A 23,478-nucleotide genomic window follows, 5' to 3' on the forward strand; every position below is an offset into this window, starting at 1 on the left:
TACAAGGGATTTCTCATATTGTAGTAAAAATAGCGTTCTAATTTAAGAAAAATTACGTAAATATAGAAATGGTATGTATACTGAAAGGTTTGAAAGGGTGATTGTGTGGATGAGAAATCGTCAAGAAATCAACATTCTGATAATAGAGATGTTAAGCAGGACCAACTAGATCAGTTTCGCGTAAAGGATTCAGGGAAGCCGATGACAACACAGGAAGGGAAAAAGAGATCACAGGACCAGGACCAATTAAAGGCTGGTATACGCGGGCCTTCCTTACGTCAGGATTATGAGTTTTTTGAAAAAATGTCGCATTTTGTCCATGAAGAAATACCGGAAAGAGTAGTTCATGCAAGAGGCTACAGTGCTTATGGTGAGTTTGAATGTTATCAGTCCATGAAGCATGTGACAAAGGCAGTTTTTTTGCAGGAAGCCGGGAAAAAGACGCCAATAACTGTTCGTTTTTCTACGGTGCAAGGGGCTAAAGGATCGTATGACACCGCGAGAGACTTGCGCTGCAAAGGCGTTAAGCTGTATACGGAAGAAGGAAATGTTGACCTGACAACGATTGCCATGCCTGTATTAATTAATCAAGATGCGATGAAGTTTCCGGATGCGATGCATGCGTACCAATCTAAGCAATCTGATGATATCCCAACGGCAAGCGGAGCCCATGATCGCTTCTGGGATTACGTGGCTAATAACGATGAAGCCCTTCATATGGTGCTTTGGATAATGTCTGACCGCGGGATTTTAAGAAGCTATCGAATGATGGAATCATGGTCGATTAATACGTATTTATTTGTTAATGACCAGGATGTCGCAACCTTTGTGAGGTATGTTTGGAAACCTGTTCTTGGAGTGCACTCCCTGCTGCAGGATGAAGCACTGAAAATCGGCGGGCTTGACCCCGACTTCCATAGAAAGGACCTGCGAGAGGCCATTGATAAGGGGGCTTATCCTGAATATGAACTGGGTGTTCAATTAATTTCGATGGAAGATGAGTTTAAATTCGATTTCGATGTGCTTGACCCTGCAAAGTTTTGGCCGGAAGAGCTGGTTCCTGTTCAAATGATTGGTAAATTGACATTAAATCGAAATATTGATAACTACTTTACAGAATCAGAACAGGTTGCATTTAACCCCGGCAATGTTGTTCCGGGAATTGACTTTTCTAATGATCCTGTTTTACAAGGCAGATTGATGGCATATCGAGAAACCCAAAATCATCGGCTGGGCAGTTCCAATTATGCGGAATTACCAATTAACCGTTCTGTCTGTCCATTTCATAATAATCAGCGGCGGGGCTTTATGAGACAACGTATCGATGTTGACAAGGTAAATTATCATGAAAATTCACTGGCTGATAATACGCCATATACAGTGCCTCCAGAAGAGGGCGGCTACAAAGATTACCCTGGGAAAGTAGATGGCTATAAAATTAGAGCCAGGAGCGAATCGTTTAAAGATTATTATTCACAGCCGAGAATTTTTTGGAATAGTTTAACCCCGATTGAAAAGCAGCATACAATCGAAGGATTAAGTTATCAGGTTGGAAAAGTAAAAAGCGAATCTGTCCGGCAGCAGGTGGTTGATAAACAGCTTGTCCATGTTGATAAGGAAATGGCGTCCATTGTTGCTGATAACATTGGAGTGAATCGTCCAAGCGGATCCAATGTGTCTGTTTCTACAAGCTACCCTTCTCTTAGCCAGTCCAATACCCCTCGTTATGCATACACGCAGAAAGCAGGTGTATTGATTGGTGATGGTTTTGGAAATGAGGTCACTGAGACGCTTAACGTTTTAGAACAAAATGGCGTTTTTGTTGTCATCATCAGTGACAGACTCGGTACTGTTGCTGGTGCTGGAGGAAGAGAACTTAAAGTTGATGACACTTTTATTACGACAAGTCCCTATCTGGTAGACTCTCTTTATATTGTTGGCGGCCGCTCCAAGCATCAGGCAAAATTCGATTCCCAAGTTACAGAATATGTGCATACAGCTTATCAACACTATAAACCAATTGGTGTTGCTTCTACAGGGCAGCCATATATTCAAGCATCCAAAAATAATAATTTAGCTGGTGTTGTTTTTGCTGCGAATAATACAGACTTTGGAGAAGAATTTGTTTCTGCTATTGCAGAGCATCGTTTTTGGAATCGAACATAGTATGGAAAAAGAGCATTGTAAAAAGATGCTCTTTTTTATTCTTAAAATATTTCCTGGACTGAATCCAAAAGTCAGCATTTCCAACGAATATGAAAAGCATAGACCAAAGCAGTTTTGCCATTTGATAAATTGACTATTTGGGACGATTTATTTGTAATTATACGATACGCGTCGAGGTAATGGATTAGAAAATGCCATTACTAAAAGCGTTGATTTATTTAATTTTTATTATGCTCCGTTTCCTGCTGCCGTTCTTCTGAGCAGGTAAAACAATACAAGCGGCCCCGTTCGTTCACACCATCTAAAAAGCCGTCTTTACAGTAAATTTCTTTATTGCATGTTACACATGTACCTATATATTCCTTCATCCGTCTCCCTCATTTCTTCTTTGAATTTTATTTATTTGAACATGAAATCCACCGCTTTGTTTACATCGATATATCTCCATTGTATCTAAAAAGGGAACCAACATGGATAATTTTTAATTAATAGAAGCCTGACAATATGAAATGATTGATGAATGAAGGAGGCAGTTATAAAAACTGTTTCCTTATTAACTATAGATGGAATTTTTATTACGGTGCTCATGTGCCGTAATATGTATACATTCATAAAAAACCAAATACTACTTTTTAAATCGAACAATAAATATAGGGGGGCAACGCGCTAATGCCCAATAAACCAAAATGGCTTCCTCAGAACTCGGTGCTCTATGGATGACATACCAATAAAAAATATTGATTCTTCGATATTTGGAATATTTTATAGAAACAGCAGAGAATGAAAAATCCCGAAAACTCACGTCAGGGTTATGAGAAGCACTTCATCCCAAAGTCGAAGAAATGGAAATGATGATTCAAGCGGAAAGCGCAGCCCCCCAAAGGATTTACGCATGAAGATGTGTACCTGGATGCACCAAGGAACTTTCCAAAGAAATTTTAAATGAGACGGGGGAAATTCTTCTTCGGGATGATATTCAAGCGCCAGGTACCTCCGGGGGGCACTGTGACAAGTTCAACATCCGCACCTTTTTCAGATAAACTTATGATGATAACAACCTTCTTTTTTTGTAACGTATCTCTTGGCACTCAAAGCTTTGGTGCTAATTTCAGTATGCGTAATGATTTGAATGCGAGTCTTTGAATAATGGCTGGATGGAGGAGCCGCCGAGAATGGATGTTTGAACAGCTAAATCAAATTCTTTTTCTTTCCTGCTCTTTAGACTTTGTTTCGGAACAAAAGGTTCAGCAATAAAAAAAGAAATCGTATCATCCGTAATTTATCACGGAGAACCGTCCGTAAAACTCCCGCCTCAAAATAAAGCGTGAAAATAAATTTATTTAGGCGGGAGATAACGGACGCTAACTCTCTGAATCACTTAGGCTAACTCAGTGGGAGAAGAACGGCAGACTAAATTCGCGACATCCTGGGACTGGGGCTGCGATTACTCGTCCCATCGTAAAGAGCTGTGCGTCGAAAGCTCCCACTGAGTGAAGTTTCGTTTTATTGGAAGAAAATGACCCGTGCACCAATCATCTGAAGCGCGGGTCATTATTTTTACTATTAAGATTCTGATTGCTGGGTCATGATGGCACTTTGAACTTGACTTACCGTTGTTTGAGCTGAAGCAATTTCAGTAGAAGCTTGCTTAATCGCTTCTTGAGCCAGTGCTTGATCTGAGGTGCTTTTTTCGATAGCCTGTGTTAACAATTCCTGCGTTAATGTAACAATTGCTTTTGCTTGAGTTAATTGGTTTACATCGATTGGTTGCTGAGCCATTAGAATCTCCCCTTTGTAATAATTATTACTTGTATATCTTGTACATATTAAAAAAATTATAAGCCATCTTAAATCCAATTTTTTCAGCTGTTGTCACATTCGAATGATGTTCAGTTTTATTCTGTAATTATTTGCTTTTCTTTTGTTCCAGCAGGCATTTCCTTTACAATTTCTTTGATGATTTAAAAAAAGCGTATATTTGACCATTATTTTAGCACCATATTATTGAAGGAAAACGAACTAGGAGGATTTTTATGGAAAACAACCAAATGCAAAACGAGCAAATGAATACAAATGCTGTCCCGCCGCAAATGAACCATGGAGGCCATGAAATGTTTGATGTTCACGAGGTATTATCAGGAGCAATTAATACAATGAACACCTTTACAATGCTGAACGAGCATGTCAGGGATCCGGAGCTTCGAGATATTTTAGAACGTCAAAAAGCGTTCATGCAAGAAGAGTATAATATTACGCTAGAATCCTTTAAAACAGGACAAAAGCCTGCACAACCTACACAAACTTATGAAATGAAGCAGGATAATCATTTCACTTATGGGTTAAAAGCTTCGCAGCCGAAAAAGCCAATGCAAGCATCCACTGAAATCAATGATGAAACGATTGCTAACAGCATGTTAAATGCCGTTAAATCAACTGTGCCAGCCAAAGCAGGAGCAGCCCTGGAGGTTACGAATCCCGTAGTTCGCAGAGTGCTTGCAGATTCAGTACCCAATTGTATTGAAATGGCTTATGAAATTTCTCTATATCAAAACAAGCATGGATATTATCAGGTGCCGCAGCTGACACCACAAGACATGATGCAGATGCAGGAAGGGTATGCACCTGCTGCTGTACCATCGCAAAAACCCCCTTTACATTAAAGAACTGGCCCCTCCTTTTTTTGAGGGGCATATTGTTTAGCTGCGATTTTAATCAATTGTCAGCTCAAACAATAATATGACACGACATTTAGAAAGGGAGCTCGACCATATGATAAATGAAGATAAAAAAATAAATGCAAATAGTAAAAATGAACAATTAGAATATTTTCGAAGTGCGGATAGCGAGGATAAAAAGCTTACTACGAATCAAGGTGTGAAAGTATCGGAGGATGAGGAATCTTTAACAGCCGGAGAAAGAGGCCCAACTTTAATGGAAGATTTCCATTTCCGTGAAAAAATGACCCACTTCGATCATGAGCGAATCCCGGAACGTGTTGTGCATGCGCGCGGCTTCTCTGCTCATGGAGAATTCGAGTTATATGAATCGATGAAACCTTATACGAAAGCAAAATTCCTGCAAAATACGAATGTGAAAACACCAGTCTTCACCCGTTTTTCTACGGTTGTCGGTTCACGGGGTTCTAAGGATACCCCCAGAGATGTTAGAGGATTTGCAACGAAATTCTATACAGAAGAAGGAAACTTTGATTTAGTGGCCAATAATTTCCCTGTCTTTTTTATTCAAGACGGTATGAAATTTCCGGATGTTGTCCATGCCATCAAACCTGAGCCGCATAATGAAATGCCGCAAGCAAGCGGTGCACATGATACATTCTGGGATTGGGTTTCACAAAATCAGGAGAGTGCGCATATGGTTATGTGGCTGATGAGTGATCGGGCAATTCCCCGCAGCTTTCGAATGATGGAAGGCTTTGGTGTCCATGCGTTTCGATTTGTGAACGATGAGGGCAAAGCTCATTTTGTTAAGTTTCATTGGAAACCGGTATTAGGGACCCATTCCCTTGTATGGGATGAAGCGGAAAAACTAGGCGGTAAAGATCCTGATTTTAACCGCCGTGATCTGTGGGAATCCATTAATATGGGGAATTATGCAGAGTACGAGTTAGGTGTCCAAATTTTAGAAGAAAAAGATGAATTTAACTTTGATTTTGATATTCTTGATTCCACGAAACTTTGGCCGGAAGAGGATATTCCTGTACGTATTATTGGAAAAATGACCTTAAATCGAAATGTAGATAATGTTTTTGCGGAGAATGAACAAGTTGCTTTTCATGTGGGGAATGTTGTACCTGGAATCGACTTTACGAATGATCCGTTGCTGCAAACACGTTTATTTTCCTACACGGACACCCAGCTGCTTCGTCTTGGCGGTCCAAACTTTCATGAGATACCAATTAATCGCCCTGTTTGTCCGTTTCATAATAATCAACGGGATGGATTTCACAGACAAACAATTAATAAAGGGCAGGTCTCTTATCGAAATAATGCTTTAGCAGGTAATTCACCGCATACAGTAGATGAAAAGAATGGCGGGTTTGCCCACTATCAGGAAAAGGTTGAGGGAAGAAAAATTCAATCCCGGAGTAAAAGCTTTGAAGACCACTTCAGTCAAGCCAAATTATTTTGGAATAGCATGAGTAACGCGGAAAAGCAGCATATTATTGATGGATTTAGTTTTGAAGTTGGAAAAGTACAGTATAAGCCGGTGCAACAAAAGATTGTTGATATGTTTGGGAAAGTGGACCACGGGCTGGCTGCTGCGATTGCGCACAAACTTGATGTGAGCGTACCGCCTGCCAATATTCAAAGCAAGGTAACTAAAACGTCGCCTGCATTAAGTCAGGAGAACACACCAAAGTTGGCAGAAACGCGTAAAACAGCTGTTATTATTTCAGATGGATTTAATGGGGCGGAGGTAAAAAAAGTTATTGAGAATCTGCAAGCAGCCAAGGTTCAAGTTGCGATATTAAGTGACAGACTGGGTTCTATCACGGCCGATGACAACAGTACACTTAAAGCGAAGCATACGTTTCTTACCGATTCATCGGTTGTTTTTGATGCCGTGTATATTGCCGGAGGTATGAAAGCAGATATAATGTTTGAAAAAAAGGCTAAAATGTTTATGCAGGAAGCATTTGATCATTTCAAACCGATTGCTGTCTCGAACGAAGGGGAACAGTGGTTTAAAGACAAACAATTACCAAGCAAAGCGGGTGTTGTTATCAATAAGCAGCAGCCAGATGATTTTTCCAAGCAATTTATTGATGCAATTGCAGCGCATCGCTTCTGGGACAGAAGTATATCATAAGGAATAAAAAGGGTTCTCTGCATGTGAGAGAGGCCTTTTTTCTTTAATAAGTGGCGTGTAGCTGTGTTGCCACTTTGAACTATAAGGAATAAATATCCTCCAAAAACGATTTGACAGTAGCAAGTTCAAGTCTAGTGCTTGTTGAATCATTTTCCTTAGCTGCCGCAATAAGATTGTTAATACTTTCATGCAATCCCTCATACTCATCCTCGTCACCTATTAATTGGATTTTCCATTTGTGATTTTTGAAAATAGTTTTTAATTCTTCCGCTAGAGTCGTAATTTCATCCCATTTTGGTTCGTCTAAAGATTGTTCCAGCTGATCAATGTGGTCAAAGAAATAATTCCCTCCGACTTGATTTTCGCATCCGGAAAGGACGATGAATAAAAGCGTAAAAATGATTATTTGCTTCTTCATTTCTCATTCTCCTTATTTAATGAATTGTTATCTATAGTTTGTCCGATAATACTAATATATTACGTATTTTAGTAAAGTGAGGGATAGGAGATGCCTGAAATTGTATTGGTACTAATCCGTTCCATAGCTGCTTTCTTTTTATTATTTTTAATGGCGCGGATGATGGGAAAAAAGCAAATTTCACAGCTCACTTTTTTTGATTATTGTGTGGGAATTACTATCGGTTCCATAGCTGCTACGTTGTCAGTGGACCAGAATGTAAAAATTATTAATGGATTAGTGTCACTGACTATTTGGGGGTTTTTCCCGATTATTCTAGCGTACCTTGGGATGAAATCAATTATTTTTTCAAAGATAACAGATGGCAAAGCAACGATATTAATTCGAAATGGCGAGGTATTAGATAAGAATATGAAGAAGAGTCTAGTAACAATTAATGAGCTATTAATGCTATTAAGGGAAAAAGGAACGTTTAAAGTTTCTGATGTAGAAATGGCTGTTTTAGAAACAAATGGTGAGCTGAGTGTTATGTTGAAGAGCAATCAACAGCCAGTTACTGCACAAACATTAGGGATTCCATTAGAACAGGAGCATGGGCCTGCCATTTTAATTATGGATGGTAAAATAATGAAAAAGAGTTTGGAGAATCTCGGTTACTCGAAGGAATGGTTAATAGGAGAAATCCAAAAGCAAGGAGCTGAAGAGGTAAGAGATGTTTTTTTAGCTCAAATTGATTCTCGCGGCAGCTTGTATGTTGATTTATATGAGGACCAATATACAAAAACGGAGGTAGAAGAAAGACCACTGTTAGCAGCTTCGCTAAAAAAAATACAGGCTGATTTAGAGGGATTTTCACTACAGACAGATGATTCGGAAGCTAAGAAATTATATACTGAGCAAGCAGCTGAGGTTCAAAAAGTGCTGGATACGATCTTGCCTTATTTGAAGTGAAGGAAAAAGAATTTTGATTAAATTATGAATTACTTGTTATACTCTTCTAAGTCGTATAATAATGATTTATCTCTTACATGTTCGTGATAACTTGTCAGTGGAGACTGTAAAGGAGCGGTTAACAATAGAAGGGGGGGAACGGCTAATGTCTATTGCCGAAAAAATAAGAAATGAAGGTATGAAAGAAGAAAAAATAAAAGTAGCTAAAAAGTTACTTCTGTTAAAAATAGATGAAGAACAAATAAAGGAAGCGACAGAACTAACAGCACAAGAAATAGAACAAATTAAGAAAGACCTATAGTCAAGATATGACGAAAAAGACATGGCATTTACTCACAAATATTTAGGAGTAAATGCCATGTTTTTTTATTACACATTAAGAAGTATAAAGAATTCAAGGAATAAAGTATAAGTGCAGTGCTTTGGATGGGGCGAGTAATCGCAGTACTTGCCCCACCTCCAATCCCAACTAAGGCATTCACAAAAGGCTTGTACTCCAGAGTATAAGGGATTCTAAGAAAGCAAAATACGCTTTCAAGACTCCCTTTAACGAATGCCAAGTTTTCTTTAAAGCCGATTCATTTCATTCGTCTATCGCAAATATCTGTAATCTTTCAGTTAAGACTTTTTCTCTCAATATCATTTCTATAATATTTACTTCAATGAATATGCGGATAAAAAGGTTCATATACAGGGTCGCTATAATATGGCGGTCTGATTTTAATCGACGGTGTTTTCCAGCTATAGTTCAAATAATGCATTTCCAGCTTTTCTGCTTTATTTTCTAATAAGCGTTTGACCTTAGGGTAAAATTCAAATTCCAACTTACTGCCTCCTTCTGTAAAAAGTTATGCTGTGTACGGGTGTGTTTTGCACATGCATGCGAAACGAAAGGGCCTAAATGCCATATTGCTTCACATATGCAGCCGCCTAATCATAGCCTATGAAAAGGAGGGGGAGATCGTTATGAAAAACAAAAATAATGACCGGGATCTATCCTTATCGGAGGAAGCGCTGAAACAAATTCGGGCATACCAGCAATGGTTTGAAGAAAATAAAATAGAAGATCCTTATCCGTATTACCCGATATACGGTAAAATTACGCAATACGAAGAGGTACCTCTTACACAACCGGAGCAACGTCAGCTGATTCAGCCGGGCGTTGAAAAATTAATGGTGCCCAAACCAATTATTGAGAATCCAAACTATAAAGGAAGTGGAAAATTAAAGGGGAAGGTTGCGCTGATAACAGGAGGAGACAGCGGAATGGGCGCAGCGGCAGCAATTGCTTTTGCAAAAGAAGGCGCTGACGTTGCCATTGCCTATTTAAATGAGCACGAGGATGCTAATCGGACCAAAAGAAAAATCGAGGAGCTTTACCAGAAATGCTTATTATTACCAGGAGATTTACGTGAAAAAAAGCAATGCGAACATATAGTTATGGAAACAATCAATCACTTTAATAAATTGGATGTTTTATGTAATCATGTCGGAATTCAATTTCAGCAAAATGACGTGACTGAAATTACCGATGAACAATTTGATCAAACCTTCAAATTGAATATTTATTCGCATTTTTACACTACGAGAGCAGCACTGCCTCATTTAAAAGCGGGAAGCTCCATTATTGGAACGTCCTCAGTGGTTACTTATGCAGGAGAGCCTTTATTAATGGATTATGCAGCTACCAAAGGAGCTATTGTCGGATGGACACGTTCTTTAGCCAAAAACATTGCTAAACGACAGATTCGCGTAAATGCGATTGCCCCGGGACGAATTTGGACACCGCTTATTCCGGCAAGCTTTTCTGCAGATGAAAATGCCTTGACTGGAGGGAATTTATTTGGCAGGATGGCTCAGCCTTTTGAAGTAGCGCCGACCTTTGTTTACCTGGCATCAGATGATTCCAGGCATGTCACTGGTCAAGTGCTGCATGTAGACGGAGGAGAATCCACCAATTCCTAAGCGTGGTGTATATAGAAGGAAGATATTAAAAATAAATTTAATAGATATTGCGGTTTCGGATAATTTTTTCTTGAAAAATGGAAAAACATAATCAAATCCCGAGTACTTTAAAATGGTAAAGGTCATGTAATCTCCAAAGTCTATGAACAATCACTTCAAATTAATGGGGACATGAAATCTGTTTAGATAAGAGCTCAAATAAGCTTACATTCTAATTCATGAAGCCATCAAACATTAAATGAGGCTTCATGAATATTCATTATTGATTTCCTTTACCGCCCCAATCGTCCCGCTGAGGATGTTCAAATGGTTTATCTTGTTGCTGTTCATCTTGTGAAGTACCACATCCAGACACCATTCCCACAGAAAGGATGCAAGTAATTATACATAAAGTCAGCTTTTTGAATTTCATTACTGTCACCTCATTTCAATGATAGATCTCCCATCTTAATGATTTCCTTTTTCTCTAATCTTATGCTTATAAAAAGACTTATAAAAATATCATGGAGAACCGCCCGTAAAACTCCCGCCTCCAAATAAAGAGAGAAAATAAATTTATTTAGGCGGGGGGTAACAGGCGCTAACTCCAACTGAATGAAATTTCATTTTATGATTTTCGTCCAGCCCTTTGTGTTCAGAAAACGATATTTTAATGAATGTGTACAATCTAACCAATGAAAAAGAACATAAATTATTTTATATCTACATGAAAGGAGTGTTATTTATAACATGAAACAGACGTTGTTCTGAAAAGTCCATTCCACTTCCAATTAAGTAAGGGAAGAGGATTAAAGAATGTTGCTCCGATATATAGCAATAATGACTCTAAATACTGGGACAAACACTATGGTATAACTGCTGCATAAGAGGGGATACAGTCTAACCATGGCAAGTAAAGTTACAGCCGAATGGGAATCATTCAATCTTGGGAATACGTCGGAATTTCATGCGTAGAAGCGCAAATAGCAAATTCCTTGCAAAGCAGTACCCAAATGGGGAGGACAGCCCGTCTGGGTCTTGACTCTAAAAGGAATAAATGAGGAGGGATATCAGCTGTAAGCAAGGAGCAGTTGATTTCTCAATTTATGTTGTGGGTTTTCCTAGTACTAAAAAGGCGACCCCAAAAACATTATGGAAAGGAATGAACAAGCTTGGCTAATTTAACAGAACGGCAAAGAAGGTTGGTAAATTTGTTAAACCAGTTATCACAAAATTTAATTACGGCCAATAGTGCCAATGATAGCAATAATGATAGCACACTAAGTAATAATTTCTCTCTGAATTTACCAGGATTTAGTCTGGATTCTAATAATAATTTAAATTTGGGTTTTGGTAACTGGGGAGGAGGAAAACCGACCCCGCCCAGCACTCCAACGAATATTAGAGAAGTCCTGATGGGATTAGTAAACGAACAAGTGCAGGTTACTACTCCTTTTGACACAATATCTGGAACATTGCTTTCTGTCCAAGATGATTATGTTGTAATTATTGAAGCTTCTGGTGCACAAGCGCTGGTTCGAATTGAAAAAATTGAATTTGTCAGTAATTCGTAAAGGAGGAGTTTAAATGTTTCAAGCGACGTTTGCTGCTGAATTGGCTAATCGAATTGGGTCAAGAGTCGAAGTAGCTACGGATAATAATTTGATCGAAGGTATTCTTTCCACAGTTACTGCAGATTTAGCCCTGGTTATCGATGTGACAAGCGGTTATGGAGATAATGTCAAAATATATATTTCAGTAGATGCAATCAACTTCGTCCGTTTTCTTGTAGCGGCGTAAAAGATTATTTCACGAAGAATTATTGGTGGAATTTCCACTGAATAAAGTTTTTGTTTGATGAGCTTCCTATTTTAGGAGTATAGAGGGATAAAAAATACCCTGGCTTGCTTGACAGCCGGGGTATTCTATTCCGCTTCATTACTCCATGATATCTGAAAAATTTATTTGGCATCAATTGTTATTTGATATGATGTCATGCGTCAATTCAACCTATACTGTTGTTCAATATATTATTTTAATAAAACTGAAATTCGGAGGTTTTTTTATGGTCAACCAGCCACATGGCGGAAGGTTAGTCTGCCGGGAGTTAACAGGAAAGAAAAGGGAGGAAGCAATCAGAAATGCGGAAAGTCTTCCATCCATGACGGTGAATTCCTGGGTGCTATCTGATATAGAGTTGATTGGAACAGGAGGATTTAGTCCGCTGACCGGATTTATGGGGCAGGCTGATTATGAAAATGTTGTTGCGCATACGCGTCTTGCAGACGGCACAATTTGGAGTATTCCGATTACATTGCCGACAACCGAAGAGGAGGCTAGCCTTTTTAATATTGGTGAACAAATTGCTCTTAAAGGAAAGGATGGCATCATTTATGGAACCATCACCTTGGAGGAGAAGTATGCTTACGATAAAAATAAGGAAGCGCTCCATATCTATGGTACAACGGATGCAGCACATCCAGGGGTGAAGAAAGTGTATGAAAAAGAAGCAGTTTATCTTGGCGGACCGATTACATTGCTTCAGCGTCCTGATCACAGCCAATTTGCAGCGTATTATATGGATCCATCCGAAACACGGCAAATGTTTGCAGATTTAGGCTGGAAAACAATTGTTGGATTCCAGACACGTAATCCGGTGCACCGCGCCCATGAATATATTCAAAAGACTGCCCTTGAAGCAGTAGATGGGCTGTTGTTGAACCCGCTTGTCGGCGAAACCAAGTCGGATGATATTCCGGCTGATGTCCGGATGGAAAGCTACGAAGTGATTTTGAAAAATTACTATGTGAAAGACCGTGTACGCCTCGTTATCTATCCAGCCGCTATGCGTTATGCAGGGCCGAAAGAAGCGATTTTGCATGCCATTGTCCGCAAAAATTACGGCTGCACGCACTTCATTGTAGGGCGTGACCATGCTGGTGTTGGTGATTATTACGGAACGTACGATGCGCAACTGCTGATGGCACAATATGAAGAAGAACTCGGTATTCAGATTTTTCCATTTGAGCATGCGTTTTACTGTAAGGTCTGTGAAAATATGGCATCTGGAAAAACATGCCCGCACGGCAAGGAAAATCATGTCCATTTAAGCGGTACAAAGGTGCGCGAAATGCTCCGTCATGGCAAACGTCCACCAAAAGAGTTTTCACGTCCGGAGGTTGCCGATGTACTAATTAAAGGAATGGAGCGAAAACAATAAATCATGTTCAAAAATACGCTTTTTGAACATGTATGAAAAGAGGGTCTGATACCCAATGACATTGGAAATGATGTTTGTTCTGATTATACTTCTGACCATGTTTGCTGCAATGGTTTTCGAAGTTGCCCGGCCAGACATGGTTATTTTTTCCGTGCTGGTTATATTGATGCTATCCGGCATATTGACAGCTGAGGAAGCATTGAGCGGCTTTTCCAATGAAGGAATGCTGACCATTGCGTTATTATTCATTGTTGCGGGTGTGATACAGAAATCCGGTTTAATCCATCAAATGATGGAAAAATGGCTGCAAAACAGCCGCAGTCGCAGAGGTTCAATGATGCGATTTTTCGTGCCGACATCTGCCTTTTCGGCTTTTTTAAATAATACACCGATTGTGGTGACTCTTACCCCCATTATTAAAAAGTGGTGTGAAGATCGCGGAATCGCTCCATCTAAGTTTTTGATTCCATTGTCATATGCCACCATACTGGGCGGGATGATAACGTTAATGGGAACATCTACCAATCTTGTTATTCATGGTCTGCTGCTAGATTTTGGGCTGGAGGGGTTTTCGTTATTCACCTTAGCAGCCGTTGGTATTCCAGTCACATTGGTCGGGCTCATTTATTTATTTTCAATCGGATATAAATTGCTGCCGGATAACAAAGGCTTCAGCCAGAGACTGAAGGAAGAACCGAAGGAATATATTGCGGAAATGAAGGTAACAGAAGCTTTCGGGAATCCTGGCAAGCGTGTGGAGCAAGCCGGCCTGCGAGATTTAGAAGGGCTTTATCTGATTGAGATTATCCGCGGGAAGGAACGGATTTCACCGGTCAGGTCAACAACGGTTATTCAAGTAGGGGACCGCCTGATTTTTACCGGTTTGATTTCAACCATTGCTGACTTGCAAAAGATAAAAGGCTTGGAGCTGGAAACAGGGACGAATATTGATCTTGATGATTTGAGGGATGGAACAATCAATTTAGTGGAAGCCGTTGTGTCAGATCAGTCATCCCTTTTATCCAAGTCCATTAAACAGTCACAGTTTCGTTCACGGTATGATGCAGGGGTCATTGCAGTACATCGGAATAATGAACGGATTAAGAGCAAAATCGGGGATATCGTATTAAAGCCCGGAGATTCCTTGTTATTTTTGACTGGAACGGATTTTGTTGAAAAATACCAGCGGTCGAATGATTTTTTTGTTGTATCTTCGTTGGATACATCAGCAGTTCTGAAACTGAGTACGAAAAAAGGCTGGTTTTCCATTATCATGCTGCTGGGGATGATTGGGACAGTGACACTTGGGTGGCTCAGTATGTTTAAAGCAATGGCAGTAGCCGTATTGGTTTTTTTGGCTGCGAGAATTATTACCCCTCAAGAGGCTAAAAAATATGTTCATTTCAATGTTTTACTGTTGATTGCCAGTTCATTCGGTATTGGTGCAGCGATGAGAAAAACGGGGCTGGCAGAATGGATTGCAGATGTCTTATTGGATGTTGGGAAGCCTTTGGGGCTGCTGATTATTTTATTTATGATCTATTTCTTGACGAATTTGTTTACAGAAATGGTAAGCAATAGCACAGCGGCTGTTATCATGTTTCCGATTGGAATGGAAATGGCTCATACACTTCATGTCGATCCAACGGGGATAGCTGTTCTTATAGCGATAGCTGCCTCAGCAAGTTTTGTTACACCAATCGGTTATCAAACAAATTTGATTGTATATGGCCCTGGCGGATATACGTTTACAGATTACGTAAAAGCAGGACTTCCGCTAAGTCTAATCGTTATGGTGACGTCTGTTTTGATTATTTATCAACAATGGTTTTAGGAGGAATTATTTATGCCTGAATCAGAAAATATAAAATGGCATCATTCGAAAGTAACAAAAGAACATCGGAGAAATTTGAATAACCATAAAAGTGCTGTCATATGGTTCACCGGGCTATCCGGTTCCGGCAAATCGACTATTTCAGTTGAACTGGAAAAAGAATTGCATCACTTAGGCGTCAGGACTTATCGTTTGGACGGAGATAACATTCGCCATGGGTTGAATAAAGACCTTGGCTTTGGTCCGGACGACCGTAAAGAAAACATCCGCCGCATCGGGGAAGTATCCAAGCTGATGGCAGATGCCGGATTGCTTGTATTGACAGCATTTATTTCACCGTATCGCGCAGATCGTGATGAGGTACGTAACCTGATGGAACAGGGGGAATTTATTGAGGTATTTGTAGATGCAAGTATCGAAACATGTAAATCACGTGATCCCAAAGGACTTTATAAAAAAGTACGCGCTGGTAAGCTTAAAGGGTTTACTGGAATCGATGCACCTTATGAAGCTCCGGGGAAGCCGGAAATTACAGTGAATACGGATGTAGAGAGTGTAGAGGAATCGGTGCAGACAATCATTTCCTATTTGAGAATGAAAGGATACCTCATCAGTGATTCATGTAAATAAAAAATCACGCTGGATATATCACCGGAAATCAGCGGTCTTCTAAACAATCTAATAGTCTTGTTAATCTAGCTGCTTAACCTCGCTAATCTTCCAGCATTTTAATAGGATGGTTCGTCATATGCAAATGGTCATCATCTAATGAAAGGCTCTAATTATATAGACAGCAAATTTGGACCCGCAGCAGCTGCCTCTTTTATCTTTATTTAAACGTCTATCATGTACAGTCTACTAGTTTTTTCATAAATTGATTTAGAACCTATTTGAATGTAATGATGCCAGTTACTAAGCAGGGAATAAACGAACGTTGAAACCTGTTTTAGGGAAATTCCTGTCATCGAAATCATCAGTGGTGTTCGAATATATCTATTATCCTGATGATAAAAATAATAGGCATTATTCCTGGAGGAGTGTTTAAATGTGTTTCAAAATACAACGATATTGATTACCGGAGGAACCGGTTCCTGGGGACATGAACTAGTCAAAAAGCTGCTTTCCTTTCAACCGAAGGAAATAAGGATTTTTTCCCGTAATGAATTTGCTCAGGTGAAAATGAAAAGAGAATTCCTGGATAATCCTTGCTTAAAATTTGTGATTGGAGATGTAAGAGATTTTGAAGCGGTAAACGAAGCAGCAAAAAATGTGGACTATCTATTCCATCTTTCCGCACTAAAGCATGTACCAATATGTGAAGAACAGCCTTTAGAAGCGTTAAAAACCAATGTAAACGGAACGGAGAATATCATCAAAGCAAGTTTAAACCAAAAGGTGAAGAAAGTCATTGACGTTTCCACAGATAAAGCAGTGGAACCAGTTAACTTTTATGGACTGACAAAAGCAATCGGGGAAAAATTAATCATTCAGGCTGACCAATTAAGCAATCATACGCGCTTTGTCTGTATCCGCGGAGGCAATGTTATTGGGACAAATGGCAGTGCGATTCCGTTTTTTAAAGAACAGATTGTCAAGTATCATTCCGTGCCGCTTACATCCAGAGAAATGACGCGTTTTTTCCTGACGGTTTCGCAAGCCATTGATTTACTGATATATGCTTCCGAAAAAGCCGTTGGCGGGGAAATATTTGTTATGAAAATGAAAGCATGTGAGATTGTCGATTTAATTGGTGTTCTGGAAAAACACTTTGCTGAGAAAGCAATTCACATGAAGGAAATCGGCATTCGGCCAGGTGAGAAAATTCATGAGGTATTAGTGTCAAATTCGGAATCCCGGAATGCTTATAAATATGATGAAAATTACTATGTTATTTTGCCAGACAATGCTTCCGAAGAGGTGAAGAAAAGGTATGACGGCTTACCAAAGGCTGGCTTCACCCGATACCAATCGGATGATGAATTAATGTCATTCAGTGAAATTGAACAAATTCTTATCAAGGCAAATGTTATTACAGTGTAAGCTTTTTTTTAATACAACAATCTGTAAAGAGGTACAAAAGGAATGGAACATATTCAAAAACACTAATTTTAGGGATGGACCTGGGACAGCCCCCAGAAAAAAATGAAAAATAGTGAGCTCTCCTGTAAAGGAAGACTCACTATTTTTTTGATGGGTTTTTAAAATAAAAGCTAACGTAAGTCCTTATAATATGCTCCTTATCTGCCGGGATAATTGTTTTGCCCGATGAGCAGTTGAATGATGATTTTGAACAAAGCGCCAGCCAGCTTCGGTTATTTGTTCCCGTTCTTTCGGATGTTGCAGATAGTATGCTGCTTTTTCCGGAAAATTTTCCTCGTTTATATCCACAAAATGCTTTCCTGGTATCAAGCCAATCTCCTCAAGCTCTGGTAAGGCCGGTGCCATTAACAAGGTGCGGCACGCCGGTACCTCAAAATATTTAAAAGTCACAACCTGACGTACGGAGCCGCAGGCAAAAAACAATTTCGCCTGATTGATGGTTCTGGCATAATTTTCGCCAATTAATGATTGCTCCGCCTGTTCGCTTGTAAAATCTCGCCATCCGGGATGAGGACGATGATGAAAATGAGAACTGTCTTGATAATGCTGTAATATCTTATCTCTCAACGGGTAGATCTGCGGGAAGGCTATTTCACCCAGCATCATCAAATCGATTGTTTTCACATTGCCATAGTCTTTAAAGATGGAGGTATTCACGAATTGGGGGAGAAAAAATACCTGATGCTGTTTTTGGTGAGGGTAATGCTGGTAAAAATTATGCCGGCATATGACAAAGAATGTCTTGATTTGATTACGCGCTATAAACCTTCTTCTTTGTTCCACAAAACGATGCGCATCATTTACCATCAGACCTACAGGCGTGTCGATATCGGCTAAGCCTGTAACAACAGGGGCAAATGTTTTCCCTACATCATTTATAATTAAAATAAAATCCGGTTTGTCAGATACTTTACGCAATATTTTTTTTATCGGACCAGATTTTCGATACACCATTAAATTTGTCACTTTTGCTAATTCCTGCTCCAAATCAGCATAATTATTATTCGTAAAGCGAGAAGTATCGGCCGCAATCAATAATAGATTTAGCATTGGTTCATCACCCCTTCCTGAAGTAAAAACGCCTTCTAGATTTAGAAGACGTCTTGATTTAGCGTTTTATCATAGAGAACCGACCGTAAAATTCCCACTGGATGAAGTTTCGTGTTATTTATACCCTAGTCTTGATAAGGTCTTATAAAAAGCTTTATTGATTTGCTGCTGCTGTTCTTGGCTTAAAACCGATTTCCATTTATTTGCCTTGCCTTCTCTTACAAAAGGCAGCGCAGGATTGGTAAATTGCGAAGAACCATTTATATGCTCTTTTTGTTTTTCTTCCAATGCCTTCATATTATCGAAAGAAGCCCAATGGACTGCTTCATTGATTTCTTGTTCGGTTCTGTCTAAGTGTAAAAAGTTTATTATTCTTTTTGCTTCTTTCGCCGCGTCTGCAAGAAGATTTTCATATTTCACAAGCAGAAAACCTTTTTTGACCTTCTCCTGATTATCGAGCCAGCTTTCTATCTGCGTGTCCCACATTCCGGGCACAATATCGCCCTTCATAAAAGCAGCAAAAAAAGCAGCAAAGTCACGGCTTTCTCCATGATATTTCTGGAAATGATGATAATAGGAAATAACAACATCCCTTGGATCCCTTACCAGGTAAATTACTTGAGGATAGGATGGGTCATAACTGTCATGGCTCCATACAAGATGCGGGGAAGGGAGATTTTCGATTGGTTCGCTTGCTACATTCTGAATCATCTCTCCTTTCGTGGCCCAGTCCATTTTTTTTCGATATAATAATGTGGCGACGAGAAATAATAAGAAGTTATTTCCCGACTTTGGATAGGCTACGAGACAAATATCGTCTTTATGACATATATATGTTTGATTCGTTGACATGAGGTTATCATCCTTTCTGTTCATCCGTTTTATTCGGCTGAACATCTAATGAGATTGTATCCGGGTTCTCCGGATCAAATATTTCATTGGCCCAAAACAAAACAATTATTTCTTCCTCCGTTATGTTTTCAATGGAATGGGTGTACCCTGGAGGGATGTCTACTATTTCGATATTTTGATCTGTAACCTGATAGGTGATTTGTTTATCCGAATCTATCTTCCTTAATTTAATGCGTGCCGCTCCTTTAATAACACAAAATTTTTCTACTTTTGTATGGTGATAATGGTTTCCTCTTACAACACCCTGACGTGATGTGGATATAAAAACCTGCCCGGCCTGGTTTGATTTGATTAATTCAACTAAGCTTCCTCGTTCGTCCCGATGGACAGGTAATGCATAGGCTAAGTTATCCGCTTCTAAATAAGACAGATAAGTCGTGTAAAGGTATTTCGTAAATTGATCTGACAGGTCCGGGATAATCAGCGATTCTCGTACATTCTTTATTTGGTAAAGCTTTTCGGCCAGTTCTCCTACGGTTGTTTGGAAGGTCTGATCGATATCATAATATAACTTCTTTTCCGGCTTTTTCTGATCAAGACAATCTATAAAACTGTCTATGACATCATCAATATATACGAGGTCAATCTTTTTGTCAGCGTCATGGATTTCAATCTCTTTATCATGGGAAATTTCATGGCAGAAGGTAGCGACTACCGAATTATAATGCGGCCTGCACCACTTGCCGAAGACGCCTGGCAAACGGTAAATGCACACATCTGCACCAGTCTCTATATGATAATTTTGAAGCACTTCTTCTGCAGCTTTTTTACTCAAACCATAAGGTGTATTCCCTTCTGCTTGAATGGATGAGGTAAAAATGATTTTCGGTGTTTTATGATGTTTTTTTAAATAGTTGACAATGGATTCTGTAAGTCCTCTATTAACACTAGCAAACGCATCGCTGTTTGGGGGCCTGTTCACTCCTGCCAAATGATAGATAATATCCGATTCGTTTAAATACTCGTGCAGCAGTGACAGGTCGTCCCCGTGATGATATTGCCTGAGAGAAACACCTTTTACCCTCTGTAATCTATCAACCAGATTCTTGCCAATAAATCCTCCTGCACCGGTTACGGTTACGTTAATCATGTTTATATTCCTCCTGTTTCTATTACCCGCGCAATGGTCCAATTGGTGATAGCTGGACGATTGTTCAACACTTTTAAATACTTTTCTACATATTATGGAGTACGCTGCGAAATGTGAAAAAATAGGGCATAGGCAAGATTGTTAATTGAAAAAGAGGGGATGTATATATGGTAGATTTATCTATTCATACAAAGGATTGGCTGGAAAAAATAACACCAAAAGCAGATATACATGAAGTTTATAAGGAATTCTATACAGACGAAACGGTAACATATACGCTTCCAAAAGGAGATTCGCCGGAATGGGTCGACTGGGTAAAGCCGCCAACGTTTGGAGAGAAACATAGGTTTGAGAAAGCCTATGTTTCAAAGATAGAGAACGGGAGTGTGTGGATGTGCGATAAAGGAGAGGGCATGGTTTATGCACTGGCGCCTGATCACACATATTTTCACGATATGGTTTTCCATTTATATTGGAATTATTTTGATAAAATTGCAGTTAATTCCATTCCTTCGGTTTCTCCTTATGAGGGAACGCTGGGGGTATTGGCTTGGGCCGGGCATGCCAATTACTGGCATTGGCTGCATGATACGCTGGGACGCTATCATTTATTGCAGCTCAGCGGATTTAAGATAGATAAATATGTTCTACCTCCTCTGACGTTACCGTTTCAACGGGAGACGATTAAACTGCTTGGCATCCCAGAGGAAAAAATCTTACAGCTTACACCGGGAATGCATGTGCAAGCAGAACAGCTGATTTTGCCATCTGTGCCATTCAATGCAGGAACTTGTGTGAAATGGACAATTGAATTCCTCCGGAGCGCATTATTGAAGAAGGATTCCTATCGCTCCGCAAATCCCGAAAAGCGAATCTATATCAGCCGGGAGGATGCTTCGTGGAGAAAGGTTGCCAATGAAGGAAAGCTTTTGGAGCTTTTGACCAGAAAAGGATTTAAAAAAATTGTATTGAGTACGTTGACGGTAGAGGAGCAAATTGCTCTTTTTTCCTCGGCCGACGTAATTATAAGCCCAAACGGTGCCGGACTTGCAAATCTCATGTTTTGTCAACCGCGGACAAAAATCATTCAATTATTTACAGCTACATCAGACGAATTTATAAAAATTGGACAATACCTGGATTTGGATTATCATTTTTTGAAATGCAGGAATGCCAACCCCGTCTCCACAGAGCATGAAGTTATCAAAAACCTCGTGGTGGATGTGAAAAAAATAGCTGAGATTTTGAAGGAGGAAGGGATAGATTAGTAAGGAATATTTTAAAAATGCAGGCGCTCAGAGAAGCACCTGCATTTTTAAAGGCATTGTTATTTCAGCAATCTCAAAAATTCATTCCAGTCTGAACGGCTGGTTCTGGTTATGCTTTCCTTATGCTCTCGTACATTATATACTGTAAAATCATGATACTGAAAACGGTCGCTCTGAATCAATTGATTTAATACGCTCACATCCTCAAAAAGCTTTCCTTCTTTAAATGTTATCACAGGAAATCCTCCAATTCTTTTTAAAGCAGAAGTGCGGTATATCCTTGGTCCGAGAGGAAATCGATAGGAAAGAAGGTCAGCTCTTCCATGGATATGCCTTCCCTTTGCTGTTCCTTTAAAAAGAATATCTCCCGCCAGCTGCTTCCACTTTCGAAGATTTCCATATAATACGGATACATTTTCAGAGAGATTTGCCATACGTTTTTTTATATTGGAAACAGCGTCCGGATCCAGCCAATCATCTGCATCAAGTTCTAAGATGAAATCGGATGTCACGTGAGGTAATAAATGGTTGAGAGCGACAGCTTTTCCCTCGTTCTTTTTTTCAAAAAGCTTCACCAGCTGTCCGTCGTGCCATCGTTTGAGCCGGTGATAGGAATTGTCTGTTGAGCCGTCATCCATAATTAGTATCTGTTCCGGCAATTCATTTTGAAGCAGGCAGGAGACAACTGCAGTTTCTGCATGATTTTCCATATTATAATTGGAAAGGATGACAGATAGACTTGGATTTGCTGTTTGGATTTTATTCAGCTGGTACTTCTCTATGAATTTTTGTTTTTCTAATGTGCTGGTTGAATTGCTTCTTCTTGACTGCAGCACCAGACCTTCTTCATAGCGTCTTTTTAAACTTGATTTATCAGTAAGCCAGGCTGGCAAGAGAGCCTCCTTAAACGGCAGCTGGGTGTTTAATAGAAATGGCTGGTTTTTAAGAAAAGGAGCAGACACTAGTAATGGCCGATGAATCACACGGTTTCGATTCCGAAAGCCAGTTGTTAAAAATGACTCTGATTGGGAAAGATGAAGGGAATCAGCTTGTATAACTGGAGAAAGGTAATCTGTTTCATACAGAAATAATACATAGGGATTGGTGATTTTTTGGATCACATCATTCAATGTTTTCCCGGGATCATTCTCTTTGCATATAATCGATTGGATTTGCTTGATAGGAGTGAAATCTAGTATTCCTGCTAAAGACACGTTCTGTTCATGGAGAACCATCACAGAATGTAATCTGGATTCAATCCTTTTTAAAGATACTAATGCTTTATGAATTGCTGCTGCATCAGAATAAAGAATGAGAATCGCAGTGATATCCTTCAATCGGAATCCCCCGTTCTTTTACGATATTTCTATTTATCACGGAGAATCGTCTGTAAAGCTCCCGCTTCCAAATAAAGCGTAAGAATAAATTTATTTAGGCGGGAGATAACGGACGCTGTCTCCTTGAATCACTCAACTAATCCTTCAGTGGGGAAACGCAAAACACCCGCTGAATAAAGTTTCATTATATATATATGAAGCTAATCTGATTTTATCCCCTGTAAGTAATCAATGGGGTCTTCATGGTATCCTTTTCAAATTGAAAAAGGTTTATACAACCATTTTTTTATTCTCCGTTTCCGATAACAGCTTCTCAACATATATTATTATATCTTGTGTATTGGTGGTGTAGATATAT

The 23,478-nt window shown here is 39.5% G+C and carries 23 protein-coding genes; 14 read left to right on the forward strand and 9 right to left on the reverse strand.

The genetic code is table 11. The features are described from left to right. Window positions 1-105: 105 nt before the first annotated feature. Window positions 106-2,166, forward strand: a complete 2,061-nt coding sequence (locus MKY45_RS10385) for a catalase (protein ID WP_341172899.1) — start codon at window positions 106-108, stop codon at window positions 2,164-2,166. Window positions 2,167-2,384: 218 nt separating this feature from the next. Here the strand turns inward: MKY45_RS10385 and MKY45_RS10390 are convergent, their stop codons facing one another. After that, complete coding sequence (locus MKY45_RS10390) at window positions 2,385-2,534, reverse strand: hypothetical protein (RefSeq protein ID WP_193064080.1); 150 nt, start codon at window positions 2,532-2,534, stop codon at window positions 2,385-2,387. Between the two features lie 679 nt (window positions 2,535-3,213). Between MKY45_RS10390 and MKY45_RS23300 the strand changes: the two genes are divergently transcribed. Beyond that, window positions 3,214-3,309 carry a hypothetical protein gene (locus tag MKY45_RS23300; protein ID WP_379542613.1) on the forward strand — a complete coding sequence of 32 codons (96 nt, stop codon included), beginning with the start codon at window positions 3,214-3,216 and terminating at the stop codon, window positions 3,307-3,309. Between the two features lie 420 nt (window positions 3,310-3,729). Here the strand turns inward: MKY45_RS23300 and MKY45_RS10395 are convergent, their stop codons facing one another. Then, window positions 3,730-3,945, reverse strand: coding sequence for a hypothetical protein (locus MKY45_RS10395; protein WP_193064078.1), 216 nt, complete (start codon window positions 3,943-3,945; stop codon window positions 3,730-3,732). Between the two features lie 254 nt (window positions 3,946-4,199). Between MKY45_RS10395 and MKY45_RS10400 the strand changes: the two genes are divergently transcribed. Together MKY45_RS10400 and MKY45_RS10405 are read left to right on the forward strand one after the other, a co-directional pair. Further along, entirely contained in the window at window positions 4,200-4,826 is a 627-nt protein-coding gene (locus tag MKY45_RS10400) for a spore coat protein (protein WP_193064077.1), read from the forward strand. Window positions 4,827-4,935: 109 nt separating this feature from the next. After that, on the forward strand, window positions 4,936-6,996 hold the full coding sequence (locus tag MKY45_RS10405; protein ID WP_341172900.1) for a catalase: 2,061 nt from the start codon (window positions 4,936-4,938) through the stop codon (window positions 6,994-6,996). A 79-nt stretch (window positions 6,997-7,075) separates the two neighbouring features. Here the strand turns inward: MKY45_RS10405 and MKY45_RS10410 are convergent, their stop codons facing one another. Beyond that, window positions 7,076-7,414, reverse strand: a complete 339-nt coding sequence (locus tag MKY45_RS10410) for a DUF4363 family protein (RefSeq protein ID WP_256706156.1) — start codon at window positions 7,412-7,414, stop codon at window positions 7,076-7,078. Window positions 7,415-7,504: 90 nt separating this feature from the next. Here MKY45_RS10410 and MKY45_RS10415 point away from each other — a divergent pair, with 90 nt between their 5' ends. After that, window positions 7,505-8,365, forward strand: a complete 861-nt coding sequence (locus tag MKY45_RS10415; protein WP_341172901.1) for a DUF421 domain-containing protein — start codon at window positions 7,505-7,507, stop codon at window positions 8,363-8,365. Between the two features lie 145 nt (window positions 8,366-8,510). Then, complete coding sequence (locus MKY45_RS10420; protein ID WP_256706158.1) at window positions 8,511-8,666, forward strand: hypothetical protein; 156 nt, start codon at window positions 8,511-8,513, stop codon at window positions 8,664-8,666. 358 nt (window positions 8,667-9,024) lie between these two features. Here the strand turns inward: MKY45_RS10420 and MKY45_RS10425 are convergent, their stop codons facing one another. Continuing rightward, window positions 9,025-9,189, reverse strand: coding sequence for a hypothetical protein (locus MKY45_RS10425; protein WP_256706159.1), 165 nt, complete (start codon window positions 9,187-9,189; stop codon window positions 9,025-9,027). A gap of 142 nt (window positions 9,190-9,331) precedes the next feature. Between MKY45_RS10425 and MKY45_RS10430 the strand changes: the two genes are divergently transcribed. Then, complete coding sequence (locus MKY45_RS10430; protein ID WP_341172902.1) at window positions 9,332-10,330, forward strand: SDR family oxidoreductase; 999 nt, start codon at window positions 9,332-9,334, stop codon at window positions 10,328-10,330. A gap of 259 nt (window positions 10,331-10,589) precedes the next feature. Here the strand turns inward: MKY45_RS10430 and MKY45_RS10435 are convergent, their stop codons facing one another. Then, a complete protein-coding gene (locus MKY45_RS10435) occupies window positions 10,590-10,742 on the reverse strand; it encodes a hypothetical protein (protein ID WP_256706161.1) in 153 nt (50 codons plus the stop codon). Window positions 10,743-11,481: 739 nt separating this feature from the next. On the opposite strand from MKY45_RS10435, the gene MKY45_RS10440 reads away from it, so the two are divergent. The 6 genes from MKY45_RS10440 to MKY45_RS10465 all read left to right on the forward strand — a co-directional run bounded on the left by MKY45_RS10440 (window position 11,482) and on the right by MKY45_RS10465 (window position 17,403). Beyond that, window positions 11,482-11,883, forward strand: coding sequence for a DUF2642 domain-containing protein (locus MKY45_RS10440; RefSeq protein WP_256706162.1), 402 nt, complete (start codon window positions 11,482-11,484; stop codon window positions 11,881-11,883). Between the two features lie 13 nt (window positions 11,884-11,896). Then, window positions 11,897-12,109, forward strand: a complete 213-nt coding sequence (locus MKY45_RS10445) for a hypothetical protein (RefSeq protein WP_193064074.1) — start codon at window positions 11,897-11,899, stop codon at window positions 12,107-12,109. A 265-nt stretch (window positions 12,110-12,374) separates the two neighbouring features. Further along, window positions 12,375-13,529, forward strand: coding sequence for a sulfate adenylyltransferase (gene sat, locus MKY45_RS10450; RefSeq protein WP_256706163.1), 1,155 nt, complete (start codon window positions 12,375-12,377; stop codon window positions 13,527-13,529). Between the two features lie 55 nt (window positions 13,530-13,584). Next, window positions 13,585-15,363 (forward strand): SLC13 family permease, encoded by a 1,779-nt coding sequence (locus MKY45_RS10455; RefSeq protein WP_256706164.1) that lies wholly within the window; start codon window positions 13,585-13,587, stop codon window positions 15,361-15,363. 12 nt (window positions 15,364-15,375) lie between these two features. Further along, complete coding sequence (cysC, locus tag MKY45_RS10460) at window positions 15,376-15,993, forward strand: adenylyl-sulfate kinase (protein WP_193064071.1); 618 nt, start codon at window positions 15,376-15,378, stop codon at window positions 15,991-15,993. A gap of 417 nt (window positions 15,994-16,410) precedes the next feature. Next, the gene (locus MKY45_RS10465) at window positions 16,411-17,403 is read left to right on the forward strand and encodes a polysaccharide biosynthesis protein (RefSeq protein ID WP_193064070.1); all 993 of its coding nucleotides are present in this window, start codon (window positions 16,411-16,413) and stop codon (window positions 17,401-17,403) included. Between the two features lie 183 nt (window positions 17,404-17,586). On the opposite strand, the gene MKY45_RS10470 is transcribed toward MKY45_RS10465, so the two are convergent. The 3 genes from MKY45_RS10470 to MKY45_RS10480 form a co-directional block, all read right to left on the reverse strand. Next, window positions 17,587-18,513 (reverse strand): glycosyltransferase, encoded by a 927-nt coding sequence (locus MKY45_RS10470; protein ID WP_256706165.1) that lies wholly within the window; start codon window positions 18,511-18,513, stop codon window positions 17,587-17,589. A gap of 114 nt (window positions 18,514-18,627) precedes the next feature. Then, a complete protein-coding gene (locus MKY45_RS10475; protein WP_193064068.1) occupies window positions 18,628-19,365 on the reverse strand; it encodes a sulfotransferase domain-containing protein in 738 nt (245 codons plus the stop codon). 7 nt (window positions 19,366-19,372) lie between these two features. Then, complete coding sequence (locus MKY45_RS10480; RefSeq protein WP_193064067.1) at window positions 19,373-20,515, reverse strand: polysaccharide biosynthesis C-terminal domain-containing protein; 1,143 nt, start codon at window positions 20,513-20,515, stop codon at window positions 19,373-19,375. Between the two features lie 167 nt (window positions 20,516-20,682). On the opposite strand from MKY45_RS10480, the gene MKY45_RS10485 reads away from it, so the two are divergent. After that, a complete protein-coding gene (locus MKY45_RS10485) occupies window positions 20,683-21,783 on the forward strand; it encodes a glycosyltransferase family 61 protein (protein ID WP_193064066.1) in 1,101 nt (366 codons plus the stop codon). A 59-nt stretch (window positions 21,784-21,842) separates the two neighbouring features. On the opposite strand, the gene MKY45_RS10490 is transcribed toward MKY45_RS10485, so the two are convergent. Further along, a complete protein-coding gene (locus MKY45_RS10490) occupies window positions 21,843-23,120 on the reverse strand; it encodes a glycosyltransferase family 2 protein (RefSeq protein ID WP_341172903.1) in 1,278 nt (425 codons plus the stop codon). Window positions 23,121-23,478: the final 358 nt, after the last annotated feature.

It is taken from the genome of Oceanobacillus sp. FSL K6-0251, from assembly GCF_038004725.1.
Classification (GTDB): domain Bacteria; phylum Bacillota; class Bacilli; order Bacillales; family Amphibacillaceae; genus Oceanobacillus; species Oceanobacillus oncorhynchi.